The sequence below is a fragment of the Salmonella sp. A7 genome (genome assembly GCF_020181675.1).
Taxonomy (GTDB): Bacteria; Pseudomonadota; Gammaproteobacteria; order Enterobacterales; family Enterobacteriaceae; genus Salmonella; species Salmonella enterica.
The window spans coordinates 1,668,683-1,693,462 of record NZ_CP084001.1; the positions used below are offsets into that span (position 1 = coordinate 1,668,683).

The 24,780-nt window shown below is 51.5% G+C and carries 25 protein-coding genes and 1 riboswitch; of the genes, 16 read left to right on the plus strand and 9 right to left on the minus strand.

The window, feature by feature from the left end:
* Positions 1 to 130 precede the first annotated feature (130 nt).
* Genes LCS67_RS07905 through LCS67_RS07920 form a run of 4 tightly spaced genes read left to right on the plus strand, consistent with a single transcriptional unit; the run spans position 131 to position 3,876 of the window.
* Positions 131 to 1,048 carry an ABC transporter substrate-binding protein gene (locus LCS67_RS07905; protein ID WP_000155876.1) on the plus strand — a complete coding sequence of 306 codons (918 nt, stop codon included), beginning with the start codon at positions 131 to 133 and terminating at the stop codon, positions 1,046 to 1,048.
* Positions 1,049 to 1,051: 3 nt separating this feature from the next.
* Entirely contained in the window at positions 1,052 to 2,221 is a 1,170-nt protein-coding gene (locus LCS67_RS07910) for an ABC transporter permease (RefSeq protein ID WP_031567776.1), read from the plus strand.
* On the plus strand, positions 2,214 to 3,161 hold the full coding sequence (locus LCS67_RS07915) for an ABC transporter ATP-binding protein (RefSeq protein WP_000569166.1): 948 nt from the start codon (positions 2,214 to 2,216) through the stop codon (positions 3,159 to 3,161). Before LCS67_RS07910 ends, LCS67_RS07915 begins: the two co-directional genes overlap by 8 nt.
* A complete protein-coding gene (locus LCS67_RS07920; protein WP_000824854.1) occupies positions 3,145 to 3,876 on the plus strand; it encodes an ABC transporter permease in 732 nt (243 codons plus the stop codon). The genes LCS67_RS07915 and LCS67_RS07920 overlap by 17 nt, the downstream gene beginning before the upstream one ends.
* Here the strand turns inward: LCS67_RS07920 and LCS67_RS07925 are convergent.
* Positions 3,857 to 3,964 carry a protein YohO gene (locus LCS67_RS07925; protein WP_001261696.1) on the minus strand — a complete coding sequence of 36 codons (108 nt, stop codon included), beginning with the start codon at positions 3,962 to 3,964 and terminating at the stop codon, positions 3,857 to 3,859. The two genes, LCS67_RS07920 and LCS67_RS07925, sit on opposite strands and share 20 nt — an antisense overlap.
* Before the next feature lie 59 nt (positions 3,965 to 4,023).
* The gene (gene mlrA / locus LCS67_RS07930) at positions 4,024 to 4,755 is read right to left on the minus strand and encodes an HTH-type transcriptional regulator MlrA (RefSeq protein ID WP_001240416.1); all 732 of its coding nucleotides are present in this window, start codon (positions 4,753 to 4,755) and stop codon (positions 4,024 to 4,026) included.
* 222 nt (positions 4,756 to 4,977) lie between these two features.
* Between mlrA and LCS67_RS07935 the strand changes: the two genes are divergently transcribed.
* The 3 genes from LCS67_RS07935 to LCS67_RS07945 are packed head-to-tail and all read left to right on the plus strand — an operon-like array spanning position 4,978 to position 7,893.
* Positions 4,978 to 6,663 carry a sensor histidine kinase gene (locus LCS67_RS07935; RefSeq protein WP_000272850.1) on the plus strand — a complete coding sequence of 562 codons (1,686 nt, stop codon included), beginning with the start codon at positions 4,978 to 4,980 and terminating at the stop codon, positions 6,661 to 6,663.
* Complete coding sequence (btsR, locus tag LCS67_RS07940; RefSeq protein WP_000598637.1) at positions 6,660 to 7,379, plus strand: two-component system response regulator BtsR; 720 nt, start codon at positions 6,660 to 6,662, stop codon at positions 7,377 to 7,379. The genes LCS67_RS07935 and btsR overlap by 4 nt, the downstream gene beginning before the upstream one ends.
* Before the next feature lie 46 nt (positions 7,380 to 7,425).
* Positions 7,426 to 7,893, plus strand: a complete 468-nt coding sequence (locus tag LCS67_RS07945; protein WP_000950412.1) for a DUF1456 family protein — start codon at positions 7,426 to 7,428, stop codon at positions 7,891 to 7,893.
* A 56-nt stretch (positions 7,894 to 7,949) separates the two neighbouring features.
* Here the strand turns inward: LCS67_RS07945 and LCS67_RS07950 are convergent, their stop codons facing one another.
* From LCS67_RS07950 to metG, 3 genes are all read right to left on the minus strand, one after another.
* Entirely contained in the window at positions 7,950 to 8,480 is a 531-nt protein-coding gene (locus tag LCS67_RS07950) for a YehR family lipoprotein (RefSeq protein ID WP_001221794.1), read from the minus strand.
* A gap of 171 nt (positions 8,481 to 8,651) precedes the next feature.
* Positions 8,652 to 9,110 carry a YehR family lipoprotein gene (locus LCS67_RS07955; protein WP_000703136.1) on the minus strand — a complete coding sequence of 153 codons (459 nt, stop codon included), beginning with the start codon at positions 9,108 to 9,110 and terminating at the stop codon, positions 8,652 to 8,654.
* A 240-nt stretch (positions 9,111 to 9,350) separates the two neighbouring features.
* Positions 9,351 to 11,384 (minus strand): methionine--tRNA ligase, encoded by a 2,034-nt coding sequence (gene metG, locus LCS67_RS07960; protein ID WP_000195336.1) that lies wholly within the window; start codon positions 11,382 to 11,384, stop codon positions 9,351 to 9,353.
* Positions 11,385 to 11,548: 164 nt separating this feature from the next.
* On the opposite strand from metG, the gene apbC reads away from it, so the two are divergent.
* The 6 genes from apbC (at position 11,549) to LCS67_RS07990 (ending at position 18,324) form a co-directional block, all read left to right on the plus strand.
* Entirely contained in the window at positions 11,549 to 12,658 is a 1,110-nt protein-coding gene (apbC, locus tag LCS67_RS07965) for an iron-sulfur cluster carrier protein ApbC (RefSeq protein ID WP_001005425.1), read from the plus strand.
* 277 nt (positions 12,659 to 12,935) lie between these two features.
* On the plus strand, positions 12,936 to 13,217 hold the full coding sequence (locus tag LCS67_RS07970) for a YehE family protein (RefSeq protein WP_000760404.1): 282 nt from the start codon (positions 12,936 to 12,938) through the stop codon (positions 13,215 to 13,217).
* A 278-nt stretch (positions 13,218 to 13,495) separates the two neighbouring features.
* Positions 13,496 to 14,029, plus strand: a complete 534-nt coding sequence (yehD, locus tag LCS67_RS07975) for a fimbrial protein YehD (protein ID WP_000830680.1) — start codon at positions 13,496 to 13,498, stop codon at positions 14,027 to 14,029.
* 61 nt (positions 14,030 to 14,090) lie between these two features.
* Positions 14,091 to 14,771: a fimbrial assembly chaperone gene (locus LCS67_RS07980; protein WP_000827109.1), complete on the plus strand. Its 681-nt coding sequence runs from the start codon at positions 14,091 to 14,093 to the stop codon at positions 14,769 to 14,771.
* Between the two features lie 28 nt (positions 14,772 to 14,799).
* Complete coding sequence (locus tag LCS67_RS07985) at positions 14,800 to 17,286, plus strand: fimbrial biogenesis outer membrane usher protein (RefSeq protein ID WP_000413360.1); 2,487 nt, start codon at positions 14,800 to 14,802, stop codon at positions 17,284 to 17,286.
* Between the two features lie 15 nt (positions 17,287 to 17,301).
* Positions 17,302 to 18,324, plus strand: a complete 1,023-nt coding sequence (locus tag LCS67_RS07990; RefSeq protein ID WP_000825909.1) for a fimbrial protein — start codon at positions 17,302 to 17,304, stop codon at positions 18,322 to 18,324.
* A 43-nt stretch (positions 18,325 to 18,367) separates the two neighbouring features.
* Here the strand turns inward: LCS67_RS07990 and rcnB are convergent, their stop codons facing one another.
* The gene (gene rcnB, locus LCS67_RS07995; RefSeq protein WP_000837534.1) at positions 18,368 to 18,682 is read right to left on the minus strand and encodes a Ni(II)/Co(II) efflux transporter accessory subunit RcnB; all 315 of its coding nucleotides are present in this window, start codon (positions 18,680 to 18,682) and stop codon (positions 18,368 to 18,370) included.
* 281 nt (positions 18,683 to 18,963) lie between these two features.
* Positions 18,964 to 19,060: riboswitch (TPP riboswitch) on the plus strand.
* 31 nt (positions 19,061 to 19,091) lie between these two features.
* Here rcnB and thiM point away from each other — a divergent pair.
* From thiM to LCS67_RS08010, 3 genes are read left to right on the plus strand one after another with little or no spacing between them, the layout of a single operon-like run.
* On the plus strand, positions 19,092 to 19,889 hold the full coding sequence (thiM, locus tag LCS67_RS08000) for a hydroxyethylthiazole kinase (protein ID WP_031567799.1): 798 nt from the start codon (positions 19,092 to 19,094) through the stop codon (positions 19,887 to 19,889).
* On the plus strand, positions 19,876 to 20,676 hold the full coding sequence (gene thiD / locus LCS67_RS08005; RefSeq protein WP_001188959.1) for a bifunctional hydroxymethylpyrimidine kinase/phosphomethylpyrimidine kinase: 801 nt from the start codon (positions 19,876 to 19,878) through the stop codon (positions 20,674 to 20,676). The genes thiM and thiD overlap by 14 nt, the downstream gene beginning before the upstream one ends.
* Before the next feature lie 36 nt (positions 20,677 to 20,712).
* Positions 20,713 to 21,459, plus strand: coding sequence for a GntR family transcriptional regulator (locus LCS67_RS08010; RefSeq protein ID WP_000434062.1), 747 nt, complete (start codon positions 20,713 to 20,715; stop codon positions 21,457 to 21,459).
* Here the strand turns inward: LCS67_RS08010 and LCS67_RS08015 are convergent.
* Genes LCS67_RS08015 through LCS67_RS08025 form a run of 3 tightly spaced genes read right to left on the minus strand, consistent with a single transcriptional unit; the run spans position 21,433 to position 24,667 of the window.
* Positions 21,433 to 22,398, minus strand: coding sequence for a PfkB family carbohydrate kinase (locus tag LCS67_RS08015; RefSeq protein ID WP_001012666.1), 966 nt, complete (start codon positions 22,396 to 22,398; stop codon positions 21,433 to 21,435). The genes LCS67_RS08010 and LCS67_RS08015 overlap by 27 nt on opposite strands.
* Positions 22,395 to 23,399 (minus strand): ADP-ribosylglycohydrolase family protein, encoded by a 1,005-nt coding sequence (locus tag LCS67_RS08020; RefSeq protein ID WP_000642803.1) that lies wholly within the window; start codon positions 23,397 to 23,399, stop codon positions 22,395 to 22,397. Before LCS67_RS08020 ends, LCS67_RS08015 begins: the two co-directional genes overlap by 4 nt.
* The gene (locus LCS67_RS08025) at positions 23,396 to 24,667 is read right to left on the minus strand and encodes a nucleoside permease (RefSeq protein WP_000858700.1); all 1,272 of its coding nucleotides are present in this window, start codon (positions 24,665 to 24,667) and stop codon (positions 23,396 to 23,398) included. The genes LCS67_RS08020 and LCS67_RS08025 overlap by 4 nt, the downstream gene beginning before the upstream one ends.
* Positions 24,668 to 24,780 lie beyond the last annotated feature (113 nt).

The window sequence follows — 24,780 nt, forward strand, 5'->3', positions numbered from 1 at the left end:
TCCTGTCCCCCCTTTTATTACCAGTCACGTCACTTACACTGGCGGAAAATCCCAGGTTAAACGCAGACTTTTCAACTATGCTTTTTTCTCAAGTCTCTGAAAAAGGCCGTAAAAGGATGAGGAAAGCATCATGACGATCTCAAAGCTATGGGTAAGTTCGCTGGCGTTGCTGGCGACGGTGAGTTTACCTTTACAGGCGGCATCGCCCGTGACGGTCGGGTCAAAGATTGATACCGAAGGCGCGCTGCTCGGCAACATGATTTTGCAGGTACTGGAAAGCCACGGCGTTAAAACGGTCAATAAAATTCAGCTCGGGACCACGCCAGTCGTTCGTGGCGCGATTACCGCCGGAGAGCTGGATATCTATCCGGAATACACCGGTAACGGGGCGTTCTTTTTTAAAGATGAAAACGATCCGGCATGGAAGAATGCAAAGCAAGGCTTTGAGAAAGTCAAAAAACTGGATGCGGAGCAGAATAAGCTGGTCTGGTTGACGCCTGCGCCGGCAAATAACACCTGGACCATCGCGGTACGCCAGGACATCGCGGAAAAAAATAAACTCTCCTCGCTTGCCGATCTCAGCCGTTATCTGAAAGAGGGCGGCACTTTTAAACTGGCGGCGTCTGCGGAATTTATCGAACGGGCGGATGCGCTGCCGGCATTTGAAAAAGCCTATGATTTTACCTTGAATCAGAACCAGCTCTTGTCGCTGGCGGGCGGCGATACGGCGGTCACGATCAAAGCCGCCGCGCAACAAACATCCGGCGTTAACGCCGCGATGGCGTATGGCACCGACGGCCCGGTCGCCGCGCTGGGTCTGCAAACCCTGAGCGACCCGAAAGGCGTCCAGCCTATTTATGCGCCCGCGCCGGTAGTGCGTGAATCGGTGTTACAGGCCTATCCTCAGATAGCCGACTGGCTGCAACCCGTTTTCGCCAGCCTTGATGAGAAAACGCTGCAACAGTTGAATGCCAGAATCGCCGTAGAAGGGCTGGATGCGAAAAAAGTCGCCGCAGATTACCTCCGACAAAAAGGGTGGGTGAAGTAATCTGTGAGTGACGCTGCCAAAAAAATTACGGTTAATCGTGTGCTGTTGCTGTTGGTTGTTCTGACCCTGCTTGCTGTCGCGCTGCCTTTCATTAATTACGCCCCGAATCGTCTGGTGAGCGGCGAGGGGCGCCAGTTATGGGAGATCTGGCCGGCGACCATCTGGATGCTGACTGGCGCGGGATGCGCGCTGTTTACGCTGTGCTTTATACCCGGTAAACGCGGTAGCGTACTGACGCTGATGATGGCGCAGACGCTTTTTATTGTCATGCTGTGGGGAGTCGGCAGGGCGGCGACCCAGTTGGCGCAGGAGGGCAGTCCGCTGGCGCGTACCAGTCTGGGAAGTGGATTGTGGCTGGGCCTCGGTCTGATGCTGCTGGCCTGTAGCGATGCGATCCGCCGTATTACCACTGGGCCGCTGTGGCGCTGGTTGCTGCACGCGCAAATTGTCATTGTCCCGCTGGCGCTGCTGTTTTCAGGCACGTTCGACAACCTCTCGCTTCTGAAAGAGTATACCAATCGCCAGGATGTTTTCGATGCCGCGCTGGTGCAACATTTGATGTTACTGGCGGGCACGGTGCTGCCGGCGCTGGCGATCGGACTACCGTTGGGCGTCTGGTGTTATTTTTCCGCCTCACGCCAGGGGCCGGTGTTTACCGTGCTGAATGTGATCCAGACTATTCCTTCGGTCGCGCTGTTTGGCCTGCTGATTGCGCCGTTGGCCGGGCTGGTGAAACATTTTCCGTGGCTTGCCGCATTCGGCGTCGCGGGAACCGGCATGACGCCTGCGCTGATAGCGCTGGTGCTCTATGCGTTATTGCCGCTGGTGCGCGGCGTGGTCGCCGGGCTCAATCAGGTGCCGCGCGATGTGCTGGAGAGCGCAAGAGCAATGGGAATGAGTAGCGGCCAGCGCTTCAGGCATGTGCAACTGCCGCTGGCGCTGCCGGTCTTTTTACGTAGCCTGCGGGTAGTAATGGTCCAGACAGTGGGAATGGCCGTCGTCGCCGCGCTGATTGGCGCGGGAGGTTTCGGCGCGCTGGTGTTTCAGGGGCTATTGAGCAGCGCCATTGATTTAGTCCTGTTGGGCGTCATTCCGGTGATTGCGCTGGCGGTAGTGATCGACGCGCTGTTTGATTTATGGATCGCGTTTTTGAAGGGAGCAACCGATGATTGAATTTAACCATGTCAGTAAAACCTTCGGCGATCAACAGGCTGTTAGCGACCTCAATTTGCACTTTAGCGAAGGCAGCTTTTCGGTGTTAATTGGCACCTCCGGTTCGGGAAAATCGACCACTCTGAAGATGATTAACCGGCTGGTAGAGCATGATAGCGGAACGATCCGTTTTGCCGGGGAAGAGATCCGCAGCCTGCCGGTGCTTGAACTGCGCCGTCGCATGGGCTATGCCATTCAGTCTATCGGTCTTTTTCCCCACTGGACGGTGGCGCAAAATATCGCCACCGTACCGCAACTACAAAAGTGGTCGCGTGCGCGGATTAACGATCGTATTGATGAACTGATGGCATTATTGGGTCTGGAAAGCGCGCTGCGCGATCGCTATCCGCATCAGCTTTCCGGCGGGCAACAGCAGCGGGTCGGCGTTGCGCGGGCGCTGGCTGCCGATCCGCAGGTATTGCTGATGGACGAGCCTTTCGGCGCGCTTGATCCGGTAACGCGCGGCGCATTGCAGCAGGAGATGACCCGCATTCATCAGCTACTGGGACGCACCATCGTACTGGTGACGCACGACATCGACGAGGCGCTACGCCTCGCCGACCATCTGGTGCTGATGGACGGGGGCCACGTTATCCAACAGGGATCGCCGCTTTCTATGCTGACCTCGCCGGAAAATGATTTCGTGCAGGCGTTTTTTGGCCGCAGCGAGCTGGGCGTAAGGCTGCTTTCGTTACGTAGCGTAGGCGATTATGTACGCCGGCATGAACAGCTCAGCGGCGACGCGCTGGTGGAAGAGATGACGTTACGCGATGCGCTATCGATGTTTGTCGCCCGCCGGTGCGACGTCCTGCCGGTGGCGAATCAGCAGGGCGAGCCCTGCGGTACGCTCCATTTCCGCGATCTGCTTTCGGAGACGTCCCCCCGTGAAACGACTGTGTGATCCGCTTCTCTGGCTTATTGTTCTGTTCTTGCTTCTGCTGTTTGGATTGCCTTATAGCCAGCCGTTCTTCGCCGCGCTGTTTCCCGATTTACCGCGCCCGGTCTACCAACAGGAGAGTTTTGCCGCCCTCGCGCTCGCCCATTTCTGGTTGGTGGGCATCTCAAGTTTGTTTGCCGTCGTGGTGGGCGTCGGCGCAGGGATTGCGGTCACGCGAGAAAGTGGGAAGGAGTTTCGTCCCCTGGTGGAGACTATCGCTGCCGTCGGGCAGACCTTTCCGCCGGTCGCGGTACTGGCGATCGCGGTACCCGTCATGGGTTTTGGTCAGCAACCGGCCATTATCGCCTTGATCCTGTATGGGGTGTTGCCCATCCTGCAGGCGACCCTGGCCGGGCTGGGAGCGGTGCCTGCCAGCGTGATGAGCGTTGCCAGCGGTATGGGAATGAGCCGTCGCCAACAGTTGTATCAGGTTGAGCTGCCGCTGGCCGCGCCGGTGATTCTGGCGGGCATCCGAACCTCGGTGATTATCAATATTGGTACGGCGACCATCGCTTCAACGGTGGGGGCCAGTACGTTAGGCACGCCGATCATTATCGGGCTTAGCGGCTTTAATACGGCCTATGTTATCCAGGGGGCGCTGCTGGTGGCGCTGGCGGCGATCATTATCGATCGCCTGTTTGAAAGGCTGACGCGCGCGCTTACCCGGCACGCAAAATAAAACTGTAACCTGCCAGCATCACGCCGCCGATACCGCCAATAGCCATCAGCAGGAAAAGGGCGATCACCCCGATTTTCGCTACGCGCATTATGTACTCCTTATGTTAATAAAAGGAGTATACATTAAAGCGAATTTGTTAGCTGCTGTTTAAACGCCAAGGGGATGAATGTCGCATCCCTGGGCGCGCCAGGCCAAAAGTTGCTGCTGCTGCGCCAGCGTCTGGTTTTCTCCGCACCATACCAGTAACGTCTTGCCGTCAAACAGTTCCGGGCGGAACTGGCTAAGCGAGTGCGCCAGCACGTCGATTCGCCATCCCTGTTGGCTGGCGACCCAACCTTCCAGCCACAGGCGGGTGGTATCATGGATATTCCAGCCGATCACCAACGCATCTTTTCCCTGTTTCTTACGCGCAGACGCCAGGCAGAGCGCAATATAGTTGATCAGGATACCGTCAAGAATGCCGAGCAGCGCCTGAAGGGCGGGTTGTTGGCACTGTAATCGTCGCCGCAGGGGGACGAACAGGTTAGTGGTCAATGTCTGGGCTGGATAATCCTGACCGCGTTCTTTGACCCATAACCGTAAACTGTGCAGATTACTGCTTTGCAGGTAGTGCAGCAGAATCTCCTGCTGTTCGCGCCAGCCGTTAGGTTGTTCGCTACTGTCGCTACTGAGCAGCACTTTGACTTTGCTGACCTGGACGCCGTTATCTATCCAGCGCTTGATTTCGCGGATTCTGTCGATATCGGCATCGTTAAACAGACGATGACCGCCATCCGTTCGCTGTGGTTTTAAAAGTCCATAACGTCTCTGCCACGCGCGCAACGTGACAGGATTGATATCACAAAGCAAAGCCACTTCACCAATTGTGTAAAGCGCCATCGTTTCACCCTTGCTCGCGAGGTCCCGGTTTAACTTTAGACGCTCTTTTACTAACCAGGAAGTTTTGCCTGTTTTTTATGCATTAAAACGCGAAGTAGCGGGTTGCGGCGCGGCGTTTAAGTGATCGTATTCACGAATTCATATTTTTATGCAACAGTTCAAAGAAAGTTAATCGTACTCAATGTATGTTACGCGCTTTTAATTGAAGTGTGGTTTGCGGGTATGTACGAGTTTAATCTGGTGTTGCTGCTGCTTCAGCAGATGTGCGTGTTTCTGGTCATTGCGTGGCTAATGAGTAAAACGCGCCTGTTCATCCCGCTTATGCAGGTCACGGTTCGTCTGCCGCACAAGCTTCTGTGTTACGTCACGTTTTCTATCTTCTGCATTATGGGCACTTATTTTGGGCTGCATATCGAAGATTCGATTGCCAATACCCGCGCGATTGGCGCGGTGATGGGTGGCCTACTCGGCGGGCCGGTCGTCGGCGGGCTGGTCGGTCTGACCGGTGGGTTACATCGGTATTCTATGGGCGGCATGACGGCGCTGAGCTGTATGATTTCCACCATCGTCGAAGGGCTACTGGGCGGGTTGGTACACAGCGTTCTCATACGTCGCGGACGCCCGGACAAAGTGTTTAGCCCGCTGACGGCGGGAGCAATTACGTGTGTTGCCGAACTGGTGCAGATGCTGATCATTTTACTGATAGCCAGGCCGTTTGACGATGCCCTGCATCTGGTCAGTAATATTGCCGCGCCGATGATGGTGACGAATACCGTTGGCGCCGCGCTGTTCATGCGTATTTTGCTCGATAAGCGCGCCATGTTCGAAAAATATACTTCGGCATTTTCTGCTACCGCGCTGAAGGTCGCCGCGTCAACGGAGGGGATTCTGCGTCAGGGATTTAACGAAGTGAACAGTATGAAGGTGGCGCAGGTGTTATATCAGGAGCTGGATATCGGCGCCGTCGCCATCACCGATCGCGAAAAACTGCTGGCTTTTACTGGTATTGGCGACGATCACCATCTACCGGGCAAACCCATTTCATCAGGTTATACGCTGAAAGCAATTGAAACCGGAGAGGTGGTTTATGCCGATGGCAACGAAGTGCCGTATCGCTGTTCGCTACACCCGCAGTGTAAACTCGGCTCGACGCTGGTGATCCCGCTGCGTGGCGAAAATCAGCGAGTCATGGGCACCATTAAATTGTACGAAGCGAAAAACCGGCTGTTCAGCTCAATTAACCGCACCCTGGGAGAGGGTATTGCGCAGCTTTTATCCGCGCAGATCCTGGCCGGGCAGTATGAACGGCAGAAGGCGTTGCTGACGCAGTCAGAGATCAAGCTGTTGCACGCGCAGGTGAATCCGCATTTTCTGTTTAATGCACTCAATACCATTAAAGCGGTGATTCGCCGCGACAGCGAACAGGCCAGCCAACTGGTGCAGTACTTGTCGACCTTTTTTCGCAAAAATTTAAAACGCCCGTCGGAAATCGTCACGCTGGCGGATGAAATTGAACACGTGAACGCTTATCTGCAAATTGAAAAAGCGCGTTTTCAGTCGCGTCTGCAGGTACAGCTTGATGTTCCATCGACGCTTTCACGTCAGAAATTGCCTGCGTTTACATTACAGCCGATTGTTGAGAACGCCATTAAACATGGCACGTCGCAACTGCTTGATACCGGCAACGTCGCTATTCGCGCCCGGCGAGAAGGGCAGCATTTGATGTTAGATATTGAAGATAATGCGGGACTGTATCAGCCTTCCGCCGGCAGTAGCGGGCTGGGGATGAGTCTGGTGGATAAACGTCTGCGCGAACACTTTGGCGATGATTATGGTATTAGCGTGGCCTGCGAGCCGGACTGTTTTACCCGAATTACATTACGACTTCCACTGGAGGAGGACGCATGATTAAAGTGCTGATTGTGGATGATGAGCCGTTAGCGCGGGAAAATCTGCGGATTTTGCTCCAGGGGCAGGATGACATTGAGATTGTGGGGGAATGCGCGAACGCGGTAGAAGCGATTGGCGCGGTACATAAGCTGCGACCTGATGTGCTGTTTCTGGATATTCAGATGCCGCGTATCAGTGGACTGGAGATGGTAGGAATGCTTGACCCGGAACACCGCCCGTATATCGTTTTTTTAACCGCGTTTGACGAATACGCCATCAAAGCCTTTGAAGAACACGCTTTTGATTATCTGCTCAAGCCGATAGAGGAGAAACGGCTGGAGAAAACGTTACATCGTCTGCGTCAGGAGCGCAGTAAACAGGATGTTTCGTTGTTGCCGGAAAACCAGCAGGCGCTTAAATTCATTCCCTGTACCGGACACAGCCGGATCTATTTGTTGCAAATGGATGATGTCGCCTTTGTCAGTAGCCGTATGAGCGGCGTTTATGTGACCAGCAGTGAAGGTAAAGAGGGGTTTACCGAGCTGACGCTGCGTACGCTGGAAAGCCGGACGCCGCTACTGCGTTGTCATCGTCAGTTTCTGGTGAATATGGCCCATTTGCAGGAAATTCGGCTGGAGGATAATGGGCAGGCAGAGCTGATTTTACGCAACGGCCTGACGGTGCCGGTAAGCCGTCGCTATCTGAAAAGTTTAAAAGAGGCGATTGGCCTGTAAAAGACTGTTAGAATATCGTTTTGCCATAGAAACGACCGAAGGCCTCATGCTGAGTAACGATATTCTGCGTAGCGTGCGCTACATTTTAAAAGCTAATAATACCGATCTGGCGCGTATCCTGGCGCTGGGTAACGTTGATGCTACGCCGGAGCAGATTGCAATCTGGTTGCGCAAAGAAGAGGAAGAGGGGTTTCAGCGTTGCCCGGATATCGTGTTGTCCTCATTTCTCAATGGCCTCATTTATGAAAAACGCGGCAAAGATGAGGCGGCGCCTGCATTGACGGCGGAACGTCGTATCAACAACAATATTGTGCTGAAAAAGCTGCGTATTGCCTTTTCGCTAAAAACAGATGATATCCTGGCGATACTTACCGATCAGTTGTTTCGTGTCTCGATGCCAGAGATCACCGCGATGATGCGCGCGCCGGATCATAAGAACTTCCGCGAATGCGGCGATCAGTTTATGCGTTATTTTCTGCGCGGTCTGGCGGCCCGTGAACACGCGGCGAAGTAATTCTGCGGTATTGTTCCCGGCAGCGTCCTGTCTGACCGGGAAAACGCATTATTATACTAATTGATTCTATGATACCCGCTCTCTTCCAACAGTTTCTGCGAGCGAATCATTGACAGATAGTGCGCGGAACAGTTGTCAATTGATGATCCTGGCAATTTACAGAGGTCGCTCATTTTTGCCTGGGTAAAATCAATATTCACATATTCTGTAGCATAGCTATCATAATAGTCGATTCGTTCAGTCAAACCCGGCATACCCTGATAAGCTTCGCTGACTTGACTCAGCATTTTTTGTGCTTCTTCTTTATTATTGGCTTTCAGGGTTTTATAAAGTATTTTATTTTCAGATGATTGACGTAAAACGATATCCCCTTTGTAGTAATAGGTTAACTTGATTTCAATACCGTTGAGATTACCTACATAGCGTTGTGTTTCCTCTGACTCTTTGTTAGCGGCTATCTTTTTGATAAACGCTGTCATGTTATTTTGGTTTCCCTGGAAAGTATCGTTTTTCTGATCGCAGCCAGTTATGCTAACCGATAGAGAGAGCGCGAATAGTGGCAGCGCCATAAGGCGTAGAATCCGCATAACAATTCCTTGTCGTTAAGTATTGGTGTGGCCAGGAATTCAGGGATTATAGGCTTTGGCGAGGGGACTTACAGCGAGGCTGTCTTTTTTCGGAATTCATAAAGAAAAGACGCTGCCGAAGCAGCGCCCTGAGCGACTTTACCAGTCGATGCAATACATTATGCCTGCCAGTTATTTCGCTTCTTTAAAACCAGCAGCTTCCAGCAGCGTCTGGGTTTGTTTCATGCTGATACCTTTGCTGGTATCGCCGGACACCATTGTCCCAGAGATTCCCTGTAACGCTTTAAAGTCCACTTTTTCCATATCCACAGAGACGTTTTCCTGGGCATAGGTATCTTCATAGGTTAATTTTTCTTCCACTCCGGCGATATTTTTATATTTCGCGCTCAGCGGATCGAGAATTTTGGCGGCATCTTCTTTCGTTTTAGCGCCTACAGTGGCATAGCTGATTTTACTTTCAGACGTCTGCTTAATGATTTTGTCACCTTTATAGGTGTAAGTAATTGAAATTTCTGTCCCCGCCAGGTTTGCGTTAAAGGTCTTTGATTCTTCTTTATCGCCACAGCCAGCAAGAGAGAACACCAGTACGGAAGCCAAAGCCGCGGACAATAACTTGCCAGAAATTTTCATCTAAAACTCCATTTTATATAATGATTGGGTTTTTAAAATAATTTCAATGAATTAATTTAACCCAGTAATAGCAATGTATCAGGGAGGGATAGAATATGACTTTTAGCCGTTATTTAGCAGTCCGGATATGGAGTCTTAGCGCTATTGCTTATTAAGGAAAAAGTTAAAACGCGCGGAGGGGGCGATATGCCAGTCAGGATTAAGCGGTTAAAAAAGCCGGAGCATGCTCCGGCTTGTTGCTTATTTCACCTGCTGGCCAGGCTTCGCGCCCTCATCAGGGCTTAACAGGAAGATATCTTTCCCGCCAGGGCCTGCGGCCATCACCATTCCCTCGGAAACGCCAAAGCGCATTTTGCGCGGCGCGAGGTTGGCGACCATTACCGTCTGGCGGCCAATCAGCGCCTGCGGGTCCGGGTAGGCGGAACGAATGCCGGAGAAGACGTTACGCTTCTCGCCGCCCAGATCCAGCGTCAGACGCAGCAATTTGTCAGAGCCTTCCACAAACTCGGCGTTTTCAATCAATGCTACGCGCAGGTCAATTTTGGCGAAATCGTCAAAGGTGATGGTTTCCTGAATCGGGAAGTCGGCTAACGGGCCGGTAACCGGCGCAGCTGCGGCTTTCACCTCTTCTTTAGACGCTTCAACCAGCGCTTCAACTTGCTTCATGTCGATGCGATTGTAGAGCGCCTTAAAGGTGTTGACCTTGTGACCGAGCAGCGGCTGTTCGATGGCATCCCAGTTCAGTTCGCTGTTCAGGAAGGCTTCAACGCGTTCAGAAAGCGTCGGCAGTACCGGTTTCAGATACGTCATCAGCACGCGGAACAGGTTGATGCCCATCGAGCAAATGGCCTGCAGGTCAGCGTCGCGGCCTTCCTGTTTAGCCACCACCCACGGCGCTTGCTCGTCAACATAACGGTTAGCGACGTCGGCCAGCGCCATAATCTCACGGATAGCTTTACCGAATTCACGGCTTTCCCATGCTTCGCCAATCACCGCAGCGGCGTCAGTAAAGGTTTTGTACAATTGCGGATCGGCCAGTTCAGCCGCCAGCACGCCGTCGAAACGCTTATTGATAAAACCGGCGTTACGCGAGGCCAGGTTGACTACTTTATTGACGATATCGGCATTGACGCGCTGGACAAAGTCTTCCAGGTTCAGGTCGATGTCATCAATGCGTGAAGAAAGCTTCGCGGTGTAGTAGTAGCGCAGGCTGTCGGCGTCAAAGTGTTTCAGCCAGGTGCTGGCCTTAATAAAGGTGCCGCGAGACTTAGACATCTTCGCGCCGTTCACCGTCACGTAACCGTGAACGAACAGGTTGGTCGGCTTACGGAAGTGGCTGCCTTCCAGCATGGCAGGCCAGAACAGGCTGTGGAAATAGACGATGTCTTTGCCGATAAAGTGGTACAGCTCGGCATCGGAGTCTTTTTTCCAGTACTCATCAAAACTGGTCGTGTCACCGCGCTTATCGCACAGATTTTTGAAGGAGCCCATATAGCCAATCGGCGCGTCCAGCCAGACGTAGAAATATTTGCCCGGCGCGTTCGGGATTTCGAAACCAAAATACGGCGCGTCGCGGGAAATGTCCCACTGCTGGAGGCCGGATTCAAACCACTCCTGCATTTTGTTCGCCACCTGCTCCTGCAGCGCGCCGCTGCGGGTCCACGCCTGCAGCATTTCGCTGAATGACGGTAGGTCAAAGAAAAAGTGCTCGGAGTCACGCATTACCGGCGTCGCGCCGGACACCACGGATTTCGGCTCGATAAGTTCGGTCGGGCTGTAAGTTGCGCCGCAGACTTCACAGTTATCGCCGTACTGGTCCGCGGATTTACATTTCGGGCAGGTGCCTTTCACAAATCGGTCCGGCAGGAACATGCCTTTTTCCGGATCGTAGAGTTGAGAAATAGTGCGGTTCTTAATAAAACCGTTCTCTTTCAGGCGCGTATAAATCAACTCGGACAGCTCGCGATTCTCGTCGCTGTGCGTTGAGTGGTAGTTGTCGTAGCTAATATTAAAACCGGCGAAATCGGTCTGGTGCTCCTGGCTCATTTCACCGATCATTTGCTCCGGCGTAATACCAAGCTGCTGCGCTTTCAGCATGATCGGCGTGCCATGAGCGTCATCGGCACAGATGAAGTTAACCTCATGGCCGCGCATTCGCTGGTAACGGACCCAGACATCAGCCTGGATGTGCTCCAGCATATGGCCGAGGTGGATAGAGCCGTTGGCGTACGGCAGCGCGCACGTTACCAGAATTTTCTTCGCGACTTGAGTCATAGTGGGTATTACTTCTTCTGTTGTAAAAAAGGGCTTTGATAGTACCAAAATGGTAATTACTGCGCCAAGCGATAAGGGCATTTATCCGTAAATGAATAATTGTTACCGCTGGAGTAAACTACAAAGTTACAATCGTACTTTTCAGAACTACAAAAGGAGTCGGGATGAACGAACAATCCCAGGCCAAATCACCAGATACCCTGCGAGCGATGGTCGCCGGGACGCTGGCGAATTTTCAGCACCCAACCCTGAAGCATAACCTCACCACGCTTAAGGCGTTGCACCACGTCGCCTGGATGGATGATACGCTGCACGTTGAGCTGGTCATGCCGTTCGTCTGGAACAGCGCGTTTGAGGTCTTAAAAGAGCAATGCAGCGCCGATCTGTTACGTATTACAGGCGCAAAAGCGATCGACTGGAAACTGTCGTACAACATTGCGACGCTGAAACGCGTCAAAAATCAGCCTGGCATTAATGGCGTGAAAAACATCATTGCCGTGAGCTCCGGTAAAGGCGGGGTGGGTAAATCGTCCACGGCGGTAAACCTGGCGCTGGCGTTAGCGGTTGAAGGCGCAAAGGTCGGGGTTCTCGATGCCGATATTTACGGCCCGTCGATCCCAACCATGCTTGGCGCAGAAGATCAGCGCCCGACATCGCCAGACGGTACGCATATGGCGCCGATTATGTCTCACGGCCTGGCGACCAACTCGATCGGTTATCTGGTGACTGACGATAACGCGATGGTATGGCGCGGCCCAATGGCCAGTAAGGCGCTGATGCAGATGTTGCAGGAGACGCTGTGGCCGGATCTGGATTATCTGGTACTGGATATGCCGCCGGGAACCGGGGATATTCAGCTAACGCTGGCGCAGAACATTCCTGTAACCGGCGCGGTGGTGGTGACTACGCCGCAGGATATCGCGCTAATCGACGCCAAAAAAGGTATCGTGATGTTCGAGAAGGTGGAAGTGCCGGTGCTCGGCATTGTGGAAAATATGAGTATGCATATTTGTAGCAACTGCGGCCATCACGAACCGATCTTCGGCACGGGCGGTGCGCAGAAGCTGGCGGAAAAATACCATACTCAGCTTCTGGGTCAGATGCCGCTGCATATTAGTCTGCGCGAAGATCTCGATCGCGGTACGCCGACGGTGGTTAGCCGTCCGGAGAGCGAATTTACCGCGATCTATCGCGAACTGGCCGATCGCGTTGCGGCACAGCTTTACTGGCAGGGTGAAGTGATTCCGGGTGAAATCGCCTTCCGCGCGGTGTAATCCTCCTGACGTATTCTAAAGAGAATATGGCATTCACTGCATTAATATATATTGATGCAGTGAATGTATTAATAAAATAATAGCCCCCGCATTGTTAATTCCTGCTTAAACAGACAGGTGTTTATCTGAAATAATCGGCAAAAACATTATTTGAATTGATCATACCTATCCTACTGATTTATTTTTTCAATTGGTTTTAAGGTATCGATACGTTCATCCTGCTCATCAGGACGGCCTGCATACTGTTTGACGTTCACCAGAGGAACAATTGCTCACTATGAAAAAATATTTGCTGATGGGAATTATAGTTTCGGCTTATGGGATAAGCGTACCTGTTTTTGCCTCCGACACCGCAACATTAACCATCAGTGGAAAAGTGACCGCGCCAACGTGCAGTACAGAAGTGGTAAACGCACAGTTGCAGCAGCGTTGCGGCAACACTATCCACGTTTCAACGCTGCAAACACCCGCCGCTACGCCGATGAGAGGTGTGACAACGCAGCTATACACGGTGCCTGGTGATAGCACCCGACAGATTGTTGTTAATCATTACGACTAATTCTTATTAATTCCGCAGGCCCATATCATTGACATCAATGATATGGGCTTTTTTATTCGTTGTGTTTATATGTAAGGGCAGTAAATTTCGGAAATTAATAAGTTTACAAAATAATGATAAGCAATGATTATTTGTTGCAATTATATTGCAATCTGTAAATTGTTTTAAATCAACAAAACATCGTGTTTACATTGCGATAACTTCCTGTCTGTGAGAATTTTCTTTGCAAGGGTTAATAACTCTTAACAAATAGAAATTACTTCATTAAGGAAGAGATTATGAAACGTTCACTTATTGCTGCTTCTGTATTGTCTGCTGTATTTATGAGCGCTGGGGCTTTTGCTGCTGATGAAGATATGGGTGAATTAAAAATCAACGGAGAAGTGGTAGGAACATCCTGTACGTTCGAAGGCGCAAATAGCGCGACTATTGAATTATCCCAGGTAGGTGTTGATAGATTGACTGACTTAAACCCTGGCGATATATATACAGGATACACTAGTCCAGAAGCGATTTTAAAAGTAAAATGTTCGAATACAGCTAATCCACGAATTAGTTTTAACCGTTCTCAATTTGTGGATAATATGCAAATCACCAAAAATAATGCTACTAATAATGGCGCGGGCTTCGCTGTTTATCTTGATGGTATTCAGGTGAAACCTGATGAGTCGGGGAATTACACTCTGAATTCAAGTAAGTTTGAAAATGGTGTATATACCCTGAACTTTTCTGCCCGCTATGCCGCCGTTGAAAATACTGTAACACCAGGTTCTGTTGAATCTGTACTGACAATGACGGTATTAACTGATTAACAATCTTTTTTTGGCGGCTAAGCTTTTAGCCGCTTGTATCTCTTTTATAAGGTTATCGGCCATGAAACGGATGATTGCATTATGCCTGGCTTGTGCCGCTATGCCTGCGTGGAGCGGCATTTATATATATGGTACACGTATTATTTATCCGGCGCAGAAAAAAGATATTACCGTACAATTAATGAATGACGGTAAACGAAGCTCACTCATCCAGGCGTGGATTGATAACGGTGATACCAGCCTGCCGCCAGAAAAATTACAGGTTCCATTTATTATGACCCCACCTGTAATTAGAGTCGCGGCAAATTCAGGTCAGCAATTAAAAATAAAAAAACTCGCTAATAACTTGCCTGGCGATCGTGAAAGTCTTTTCTACCTCAATGTACTGGATATTCCACCAAATTCAGACGAGAACAAAGATAAAAACATTATTAAATTTGCGCTACAAAACCGGATAAAGTTGATCTATCGCCCACCGGGGGTACAGAAAGTCGATAAAGCAACATTTTCCCGCTTGCAGTTGCTTCGTGCGCCAGGGAGTATTAGCGTGAAAAATAATTCCGCAAACTGGATCACTATTCCAGAAGTTAAAGCAAAAAGTAAAGTAAATAAAGAAACCTTATTACTGGCTCCATGGTCATCGCAGAGTATCACCACAACGGCAGTTGTAAATAGTTATACCGTGACGCTAATTGATGATTCTGGGAATTATTTAAACGAGACTATCAAAATAGAAAATTAAAAGCGGGGAATTAACCTAAGGATAGATAATGGAAAAGTTAAACGCCATCACGCTGTCACTTTTTGCAGCGTTGCTTACTTCACCCGCCTGGGCTGAAGAAGAAACATTCGATACTAACTTTATGTTCGGTGGGTTGAAAGGTGAAAAGGTGTCCCGTTATCAGATTGATAGCACCAAACCCATGGCTGGCGTTTATGAGATGGACGTTTATGTCAATAAAGAATGGCGTGGAACTTATGAGGTTAATATTCAGGATGACCCCGATAGTACCTGTATTTCTCCGGATCTGATCGCCAGCCTGGGAATTAAATTTACCCCGCAGAGTACAACAGTAGAAAATGAATGTATTGCGCTGAAAACGGTGGTTCATGGAGGTAGTGTTTCTTATGACACTGCCGCTTTTAACCTTTATCTGAGCGTCCCTCAGGCTTATGTGTTGGAATATGAAGCGGGCTATGCGTCTCCAGAGACATGGGACCGTGGAATTAACGCTTTTTATACATCGTATTATGCCAGCGAATATTACAGCCATTATAAAAGCGGCGGTAGTGAGAAAAATACTTACGCAAATTTTGTCAGCGGATTGAATCTGCTTGGATGGCAATTACATTCTAACGCTAATTTTTCCAAAAGTGACAATTCAGCTGGCAAATGGCAGAGCAATACTCTGTATCTGGAACGTGATTTCCCGGCGGTACTGGGGACAATGCGTCTGGGGGAACAGTACACTAGCGGGGATATGTTTGATACGGTGCGCTTTCGCGGGGTGCGCTTCTGGCGTGATATGCAAATGCTGCCGCACTCTAAGCAAAATTTCGCTCCGGTTGTGCGTGGCGTGGCGCAAAGTAACGCCCTGGTGACGGTTGAACAGAATGGCTTCATTGTTTATCAAAAAGAAGTTCCGCCTGGCCCCTTTGTATTTGAAGATCTTCAGCTGGCAGGGGGGGGAGCCGATCTGGACGTGAGCGTTAAAGAGGCTGACGGTACTGTTTCACGGTTTATTGTTCCGTATTCTTCCGTTCCCAATATGGTGCAGCCCGGCGTAGCAAAATATGATTTCGCCGCCGGACGAAGCAGAATTGAAGGAGCCTCTCAGCAAACTGATTTTCTCCAGGGAACCTATCAGTACGGGATCAATAACCTGCTAACGTTGTATGGCGGAACGATGTTAGCCAGCGATTATCGCTCATTTACCCTTGGCACCGGGTGGAACACGCTGATTGGCGCGGTATCTGTCGACGGTACGTTGTCTCATAGCAAGCAGGATAATGGCGATGTTTTTGATGGGGAAAGCTACCAGATTGCCTGGAATAAATATCTCCCGCAATCAGCCACCCATTTTTCTCTGGCAGCATATCGCTACTCATCACGTGATTATCGCACTTTTAACGATCATGTCTGGGCTAATAACCGGGACAACTATCGTCGCGATGATGACGATATTTATGATATTGCAGATTATTATGAGAATGACTTTGGGCGTAAAAATACTTTCACTCTCAATATTAATCAGACGCTACCCGATGGGTGGGGATATTTTACTGCCAGCGCCCTGTGGCGCGACTATTGGGGGCGTAGCGGTACAGGCAAGGATTATCAGTTAAGCTACAGTAATACCTGGCAGCGGCTCAGTTTTACGCTATCGGCAACCCAGACTTATGACAGCGATAACCGTGAAGATAAGCGCTTTAATATCTATTTATCGATTCCCTTAACATGGGGAGTAAAGGAGAATGGGGGAAATCGTGATATCCATTTATCGAATTCCACCACCTTTGACGATCAAGGTTATGAGGCGAATAACACCAGCCTTAGCGGCACGTTCGGTAATCGCGATCAGTTTAATTATACGACTAACCTCAGCCAGCAGCGACAGGAACACCAAACGACATTCGGGGGATCAGTAACCTGGAACGCCCCGCTGGCGACGGTCGGCGGCAGTTACAGCCAATCCAATCAATATCATCAGGTGGGCGGAAATATTCAGGGAGGGCTGGTTGCATGGGCCGATGGCGTGCATTTAGCCTCTCGCCTTAATGATACTATCGCGATTATTAACGCGCCGTACCTGGAAGGCGCGGCGGTGCAGGGGCGTCCCTATTTACGTACCAATGCAAAAGGTTATGCCGTATTTGAAGCATTGACGCCATACCGGCAAAATTTTATCTCTCTTGATGTCTCCGAGAGTGAAAGTGATGTCGCTCTGCTGGGAAACCGTAAAGTTACAGTGCCTTATCGCGGAGCCGTAGTGGTGGTTGATTTTGAAACAGAGACCAGTAAACCTTTTTATTTCCTGGCGCGGCGCGCAGATGGCGAGCCTTTAACGTTTGGTTATGAAGTGGAAGATGACGAGGGAAATAATGTAGGACTGGTAGGTCAGGGGAGCCGGGTATTTATTCGTACTGAAAAGGTTCCCGTTTCGGTAAAAGTCGCAACAGATAAACAACAGGGTCTTTTCTGTAAGATCACTTTTGATAAACAGATTGATGAAAATAACGTTTATATTTGTCGGTAATCTTTAGGTGACGCCATGAAAAGACTACTATTTTTATTAATAATGATGCAGTTTACGCAGTTGGGTTACGCGGCGTGTAATGCGACCTTAACCAACACGAAGGATTATACGATTCAATCCGATAGCTTAATGCTGGGGGGGGAGGAGTCAGCCATTATTACAAATGGTTTCACTGATGCCAATTGTTCTAATAGTGATGTTGTGACTAAATTAGAGACATCCGATCATATTATTGGTATGGGGCCGAATGATAGTGTTAAGTTAAAATTAAAAGTTGAATGGCAAAGCAGTAGTGCGATAAATATGCGCAACCAAAACGGTGTAATTGAAGCCCCCTATAAGATAACGATTTCAGAAATAAACTCACTGGAGGCGGTGACTGTGTCTGCCAGGGGGGGATACTCGGTTACGATAGATAATATAACGGTGATGTCGGGTGCAAAGAATCAATGGAGCGGTAGCGATTGGGTGGTATTTATTTTAAAATATATTGGCTGTTGGGGGAATAGAGAGTGTGTTGCGAACGTTATCACTGATCTGAATGGGAAAGGCGTTTATAAAGCCAATTTAACGATAAATTACAACCGTAAAGAAACTACCTGCGCCCCCCAGAATCTCACCATCACGCTGGACCCGGTGCCTATGACTAAACTCCGCACTAAAGGAGAGGTTAGTGAATTTTCTAAGCAGGGTGATATTATTCTGGATTGCAAAAATCAGGTACGGAATGCGATGCTGACATCACGGCAAATAGCGGTGAATCTACGTAGTGATTTAGTCTGGGATGAGAATGAAGCAGTCCTGAAACCGGATAACGATAATGGCGTTGGGTTTATCTTAAGAGATTCAAATCGGAGCCTGCTTAAAATAAACAAAGGAGCAGCGATAAACAGTATTTTCAAAACCTATGCCAAAGGCAGTGCAGTGAATTCGGTGGAAGCTATTCCTGTCTTTGCCACATATTATGTTCTTGATCCTGCAAAAGTTAAAGCGGGGCCATTACAATCGAAAGCATTAATCGTGGTATCTTATAATTAATTTTATGCTGTACGCACTCTTTATACAAAGAGTGCGTATATCATTATCGATGATAAAAAATCTCGCCATCATAGGCTTTGATGATTTTTCCATCGGTATCGTTAATCAGTACATACGCGCCGCCCATATAGGTCCAGTGAGTACCGGCATCTGGCGCGGGCAGATTACGTAATTTCCACTGTTTAATATTATACTCATCGGTGCGGTACATTTGCGGAACGGTATCGCCGGGCTTGAAGTGGGTGAAGTCGGCGATAAAACTTTTTAACTCATATTGATCAATGCCCGTTGTCGCGGGGGCGGCCCATGCAAAACTGGTTGCAAGCAACAGCGCGCAAGGCAGCAACTTACTTTTCATACTTTTACCCTCCACATATGCGGGTCAGTTAACATCGTGTGTATCATTTCTGCTGGTGGCGTATCTGACAAGCGCTATTTTGTTATCTCACGCCCCTTTTCGTAAAAAGTGTAAACGAAAGCGTCGTGCAGCAACATATCCGCCAGCAAGTTTGCCAGAACCGAATAGGTTTTGAGAACTATCTGATAACGCTGAAATTATCGTCCGCCGTTGGCTGTAAATTTACATTGTCTGGCGCAGACAGTATGCTTAATAGCGAAACCCCGCTTAACACGGTGGGGCTTGACGACTCGGGGTGCCCTTCTTTGTGAAGGCTGAGAAATACCCGTACCACCTGATCTGGATAATGCCAGCGTAGGGAAGTCTGACACTGCTCGTGTCCCTTCTTCACGCGGGCAGGAGCTGAACCATGCAGCCTGACCTGCACTGCCGCACGCTTGCGGCGCATACGTTAAAACACTTTCGCGCGCACTCCCCGCTTACGCACTGTATGACGAATGACGTCGTACAAACATTTACCGCCAATACGCTGCTGGCGCTGGGCGCTTCACCCGCCATGGTGATTGATCCTGTCGAGGCCAGATCGTTTGCCGCCATCGCCAACGCCTTGCTGGTTAATGTCGGAACCTTAACCGCCTCACGCGCTGACGCGATGCGTGCGGCGGTAGAAAGCGCTTATGATGCCAAAACGCCGTGGACGCTTGATCCTGTCGCGGTGGGCGCGCTGGAATTTCGTCGGCGATTTTGCCTGGATCTCTTGCCCCTGCGCCCGGCGGCAATACGCGGCAACGCCTCGGAAATCCTGGCGTTATCCGGCATGGCGCTGGGCGGACGCGGCGTAGATACCACCGAGGCGGCGTTGGCCGCACTGCCTGCGGCGCAGGCGCTGGCGCGTCAGATAGACTGCATCGTTGTGGTTACCGGAGAGGTAGATTACGTCACTAACGGTCAGCGCACGCTGAGCATTCCCGGCGGCGATCCGTTAATGACTCGCATTGTAGGCACCGGCTGCGCGTTGTCGGCGGTCGTCGCCGCCAGTTGCGCGTTACCGGGCGCCGCGCTGGACAATGTCGCTTCGGCCTGCTGCTGGATGAAACTGGCTGGACAGGCCGCGGCAGAGCGTAGCGAAGGACCGGGCAGCTTCATCCCGGCTTTTCTTGATGCGCTCTATCATCTGGATGTGGAGGCGGCCAATGCAACGAATTAACGCGCTGACGATTGCTGGCACCGATCCCAGCGGCGGGGCCGGTATCCAGGCGGATCTCAAGACCTTTTCCGCGCTGGGCGCGTATGGCTGTTCGGTCATCACCGCGCTGGTGGCGCAAAATACCTGTGGCGTACAGTCGGTGTACCGGATAGAGCCGGACTTTGTCGCCGCTCAACTTGATTCCGTGCTCAGCGATGTGCGAATTGATACCACAAAAATCGGGATGCTGGCGGAAACCGATATTGTCGAGGCCGTGGCGGAGCGACTACAGCGCCATCATGTACGTAATGTGGTGCTGGATACGGTGATGCTGGCGAAAAGCGGCGATCCGCTGCTCTCGCCCTCTGCGATAGAAACATTACGCGTCCGGCTGTTGCCGCAGGTATCGCTGATTACGCCTAATTTGCCGGAAGCCGCAGCATTGCTGGATGCGCCCCATGCGCATACGGAACAGGAGATGCTGGCGCAGGGGCGGGCGTTACTGGCGATGGGGTGTGAAGCGGTATTGATGAAAGGCGGGCATTTAGAGGATGCGCAAAGCCCGGACTGGCTCTTTACCCGTGAGGGCGAGCAACGTTTTAGCGCGCCGCGTGTGAACACCAAAAATACGCATGGGACGGGCTGTACGTTGTCGGCGGCGCTGGCGGCGTTACGGCCCCGGCATCGCAGTTGGGGAGAGACGGTAAACGAGGCGAAGGCATGGCTTTCGGCGGCGTTGGCGCAGGCGGACACGCTGGAAGTGGGGAAGGGCATTGGTCCGGTACATCATTTCCACGCGTGGTGGTAGTATACTGCCTACAGACCCGTCGTCAGGAAATGATAAATGGAACAAGCGCATACCCGGCTCATCGCGCAACTGAATGAACGAATTTCAGCGGCGGATAATACGCCGCTATACATGAAATTCGCCCAGACGGTAAAGGATGCCGTGCGCAGCGGTATTCTTGAGCACGGTAATATTTTGCCTGGCGAACGCGATCTCAGCCAGCTTACTGGCGTCTCGCGCATCACGGTACGGAAAGCGATGCAGGCGCTGGAAGAAGAGGGTGTCGTCACGCGCGCCCGCGGCTACGGTACGCAAATCAATAATATCTTTGAATATTCCCTGAAAGAGGCGCGGGGATTTTCTCAGCAGGTTGTCTTGCGCGGCAAAAAACCGGATACGCTATGGGTTAACAAACGCGTGGTAAGTTGTCCGGATGAGGTCGCGCAGCATCTGGCGATCCCCGCAGGCAGCGACGTCTTTTTACTCAAACGCATTCGTTATGTTGATGAGGACGCGGTGTCGATTGAAGAGTCCTGGGTGCCCGCGCATCTGATTCATGATGTCGACGCGATTGGCATTTCGCTGTATGACTATTTTCGTCGCCAGCACATTTACCCTCAGCGTACCCGATCTCGCGTCAGCGCCCGGATGCCGGATGATGAGTTTCAGTCGCATATTCAAATGGATGGTAAAGTGCCGGTGCTGGTGATTAAGCAGGTGGCGCTCGATCAGCAGCAGCGGCCTATTGAATACAGCATCAGTTATTGTCGTAGCGACCTATACGTTTTTGTGTGCGAGGAGTAGCGCCTCGCGCGTGGGCGCGCAGTCGCCGCCGCGATGCCCGACCACCCAGCTTGCCACCGCATTTCCCAGCAGTACGGCATCCGCGAGCGGCCAGCCTGACGCCAGTCCTGCCAGCACGCCGCCAGCATGGCTGTCGCCTGCGCCGATGGTATCCACCACGGTTGTCGGAAACGCTGGCACAACGCCGGAAGATTGCGCGCTAAAATACCACGCTCCGTCTTTATCGTGGCGCACCACCAGCGGCGCGGAAAAGCGGTTTACCCATGCTTCGCCGAAAGTGCGCGTATCGGTCGCAAGTCCGGCGCGTTCCGCGGCGATGATGGCTTCCTGGCGATTGAGGGAGACGATGGGTCGGCAGGCCATAATGCGCGCCATTACATCGTCTGTAATATCACCGATTCGTGGGCCAAAATCGATAAAAGGCGTGACATCGTCGACGGTTTCCAGCCACTGGATCAGTGGTTCGCCACAGGACGAGGCCAGTTGATAACCGGACAGGTAGACAAGACTGCCCCGCGGTGTCCTGAGCTGCGACAGCCAGTCCGCATTCCACTGGTTTTCCACGCCGCTAAAAGACATAAACGTGCGTTCGCCATCCGGTTCGACTAACGCCAGACACCAGCCGTTATCTCCTTCAACCGCGTCAATCACGCTGGATAATCCCTCTTTTGCCAGACGGCGGCGAATCCTCTCCGCCCACACGCCCTGGCCCAGCGGCAGCGCATTGCTGGCGTCAATCCCCAGTCGTTTCAACGCCACGGCAATATTCAGCGCACAGCCGCCGACATTGACGCTCTGTTGTTGCAGTTCAATATCGCCTCCGCGACGCGGCAACGTCCAGGCGTCGGCAATGATATCGATCACTGCCGCGCCGATAACGGTGAGCGGACGCCGGGTATGCAGGGTCGGTAATAATGTCAGCAACCGTGCGCCGTTCATAGTGCCTCCCGCCGTTGACGATAACTCGCCAGCGCAACGGCATAGCGCGCAAAATCCAGCTGATTAACCTCGTCCAGCGTTTGCTTTAACTGGGGGTTAATGGCGCTTACCCCGTGCAACGCGCCGCAAATGGCGGTAGCCATCGCGCCGATAGTGTCGGTATCGCCGCCGAGGTTAGCGCACAGCACGGCACAGCGGTTAGGATCGGTATTCGCCAGTTCCACCATGGCGATAGCGCAGGGAACCGATTCAATGGTGCTGGTTCCCGCGCCGATGATCTGATAGAGCTGTTCGCTGGCAGATTCGACGCCGTCGGCGCGGCGGACAATGTTTAGCGCCAGTTCCAGACGTGACGATAGCGAGGCGCTAAACGTGGTAATACGCGCTGTCTGCGCCTGATGGGCGACGGCGGGGAGCGAGTCGGCAATACTTTGCCACGTGTCGCCGTTAACCGCTCGCGAGACGGCCCAGGCGACAACCACGGCGCCAGCCACCGCCAGATCGGATTTATGCGTCGGGCTGGAGGCTAACGCTACTTCTGCTATAAAGGCTGTCAGGTTAGTTGGCGGCAACAGGCAGCCCAACGGCGAAACGCGCATGGCCGCGCCGTTAGTCACGCCGTTATTTTCCAGCGCCGCGATGGGTTTGCCGTCGCGAATCGCATTCAGCGCAATTTTTGACGTCGGGCCGAGTACATTTTTATTGAACGCATCAAAGCGTTCCGCCCAGGCGAGGATGTTACGTCCAATAATCTCGGGATCAATACTGCCTTCGCATTCGAGTAGCGCGTCGGCCAGGCAGAGCGCCATTGCGGTATCGTCCGTAAACTCCGCGCGGTTAAAATAGCAGGCGGCATTATTCTCTTTTGGCCCGGGCAGAAAGCGGTCAATCCAGCCGAAATGCGCTTTGACGCGCGTTCTCGGCCACAGCTCAGAGGGCATTCCCATCGCATCCCCTAACGCTTGCCCGTAAAGAGCACCGAGAATACGTTCTGCTTTCATTTTACTTCCCCTTGTGTCAACGCAATATCGCGATCGTCAATAGCAGTGATCTCTTTGTCCGATTCGCGAAAGAAAATCATAAACAGTAGCGCGATGACGGCAATCATCACTGCGCCAAACGTCCACATGCCCGCCCAGTTGAATGTCAGACCGTTAACCGGTTGCGGATAAGCAAACATTTTTTCCATCATCACGCCGCCGAGACGATACCCCAGCAGGCTGCCGAATCCCTGACAGCAGAGGGTGATAAGCCCTTGCGCAGCGGTACGCATATGAACCGGCGCTTTTTTATCGACATAAATGTAGGCGGTGACGTAGTAGAAATCGTAACTTACGCCGTGCAGCAAAATACCGAGGAACAGCAGGGCGTAAGTGAAGTACGTCTCCGCGCCGCCATAGACAAAAAAGCCGTAGCGGATCGCGGCGGTAATAAGACCAAGTAATAATACCTTTTTAATACCAAAGCGCTTAGTGAAAAAGGGCAAAGCCAGCATAAAGAAGATTTCAGAGAACTGGCCGAGCGTCATCCAGCCGGTGGTGTTTTTCATTCCCACTTCTGTCAGATAGCCGTTAGCGAAGATGTAGTAGAAGGCCAGCGGCATCGCAAACAGGAAGGAGCAGATGAAGAAAACGAGAAAGTTTTTATCGCGCAGCAGGACCAGCGCATCCAGCCCCAGCATCACTTTAATATCCATCTTGCCGGTGCTTTTTGGCGGCGTGTCTGGCAGACAGAACGCAAATACGCCCAGCAACGCTGAACTTGCGGCGGTTATGAGCAGTGGAATGTTGGTGGGGGAAATATCGTTATAGCCTAACATTTGCGGCAGGAATCCACAGGCGAGGCCGGAGGCTATCCACCCAATGGTTCCCATAACGCGAATGCGTGGAAAATCGCGTTCAACATCCGGTACGTTAGCGAAGGCAATGCTGTTTGTCAGCGCGATGGTCGGCATATAGGTCAATGAATAGGCCAGAAGCAGCGGAAAGAATCCGACAAAGGTGGTTTGCTGCGCCGCGAAATACATCAGCACGGCGCCTGCAAACATCAGTACCGCCAGGACTTTTTGCGCCGAGAAAAAACGGTCGGTAACGGAGCCGACCAGAATCGGCGACAGGATCGCCGCAATGGCGGTACAGGCATAAGACCAGCCTATTTCACCGGCGGAAAACCCGCTTTTATTTAGCCATAGCCACAGGGGGACGAACCAGGCGCCCCAGATAAACCACTCCACGAACATCATGAACGACAGTTTAAAGGTCGTTTTCATTTTTGAATCCTTCATGACAGGTAAGGTACGCCATGACAATACCATTTAATAATACCTTTTAAATACCAATGAGCATTAATTTTGACCGATCTAACACTTTTTCGGACGTGAAT

Coding starts and splice junctions, on each gene's coding strand:
- LCS67_RS08010 (WP_000434062.1), top strand. CDS start 20,713: ATGGAACAAGCGCATACCCGGCTCATCGCGCAACTGAATGAACGAATT.
- LCS67_RS07955 (WP_000703136.1), bottom strand. CDS start 9,110: ATGAAAATTTCTGGCAAGTTATTGTCCGCGGCTTTGGCTTCCGTACTG.
- LCS67_RS07905 (WP_000155876.1), top strand. CDS start 131: ATGACGATCTCAAAGCTATGGGTAAGTTCGCTGGCGTTGCTGGCGACG.
- btsR (WP_000598637.1), top strand. CDS start 6,660: ATGATTAAAGTGCTGATTGTGGATGATGAGCCGTTAGCGCGGGAAAAT.
- LCS67_RS07985 (WP_000413360.1), top strand. CDS start 14,800: ATGGAAAAGTTAAACGCCATCACGCTGTCACTTTTTGCAGCGTTGCTT.
- LCS67_RS07950 (WP_001221794.1), bottom strand. CDS start 8,480: ATGCGGATTCTACGCCTTATGGCGCTGCCACTATTCGCGCTCTCTCTA.
- thiD (WP_001188959.1), top strand. CDS start 19,876: ATGCAACGAATTAACGCGCTGACGATTGCTGGCACCGATCCCAGCGGC.
- apbC (WP_001005425.1), top strand. CDS start 11,549: ATGAACGAACAATCCCAGGCCAAATCACCAGATACCCTGCGAGCGATG.
- thiM (WP_031567799.1), top strand. CDS start 19,092: ATGCAGCCTGACCTGCACTGCCGCACGCTTGCGGCGCATACGTTAAAA.
- LCS67_RS07945 (WP_000950412.1), top strand. CDS start 7,426: ATGCTGAGTAACGATATTCTGCGTAGCGTGCGCTACATTTTAAAAGCT.
- metG (WP_000195336.1), bottom strand. CDS start 11,384: ATGACTCAAGTCGCGAAGAAAATTCTGGTAACGTGCGCGCTGCCGTAC.
- LCS67_RS07935 (WP_000272850.1), top strand. CDS start 4,978: ATGTACGAGTTTAATCTGGTGTTGCTGCTGCTTCAGCAGATGTGCGTG.
- LCS67_RS08015 (WP_001012666.1), bottom strand. CDS start 22,398: ATGAACGGCGCACGGTTGCTGACATTATTACCGACCCTGCATACCCGG.
- LCS67_RS08025 (WP_000858700.1), bottom strand. CDS start 24,667: ATGAAAACGACCTTTAAACTGTCGTTCATGATGTTCGTGGAGTGGTTT.
- LCS67_RS07915 (WP_000569166.1), top strand. CDS start 2,214: ATGATTGAATTTAACCATGTCAGTAAAACCTTCGGCGATCAACAGGCT.
- LCS67_RS07990 (WP_000825909.1), top strand. CDS start 17,302: ATGAAAAGACTACTATTTTTATTAATAATGATGCAGTTTACGCAGTTG.
- rcnB (WP_000837534.1), bottom strand. CDS start 18,682: ATGAAAAGTAAGTTGCTGCCTTGCGCGCTGTTGCTTGCAACCAGTTTT.
- mlrA (WP_001240416.1), bottom strand. CDS start 4,755: ATGGCGCTTTACACAATTGGTGAAGTGGCTTTGCTTTGTGATATCAAT.
- LCS67_RS08020 (WP_000642803.1), bottom strand. CDS start 23,399: ATGAAAGCAGAACGTATTCTCGGTGCTCTTTACGGGCAAGCGTTAGGG.
- yehD (WP_000830680.1), top strand. CDS start 13,496: ATGAAACGTTCACTTATTGCTGCTTCTGTATTGTCTGCTGTATTTATG.
- LCS67_RS07980 (WP_000827109.1), top strand. CDS start 14,091: ATGAAACGGATGATTGCATTATGCCTGGCTTGTGCCGCTATGCCTGCG.
- LCS67_RS07970 (WP_000760404.1), top strand. CDS start 12,936: ATGAAAAAATATTTGCTGATGGGAATTATAGTTTCGGCTTATGGGATA.
- LCS67_RS07925 (WP_001261696.1), bottom strand. CDS start 3,964: ATGCGCGTAGCGAAAATCGGGGTGATCGCCCTTTTCCTGCTGATGGCT.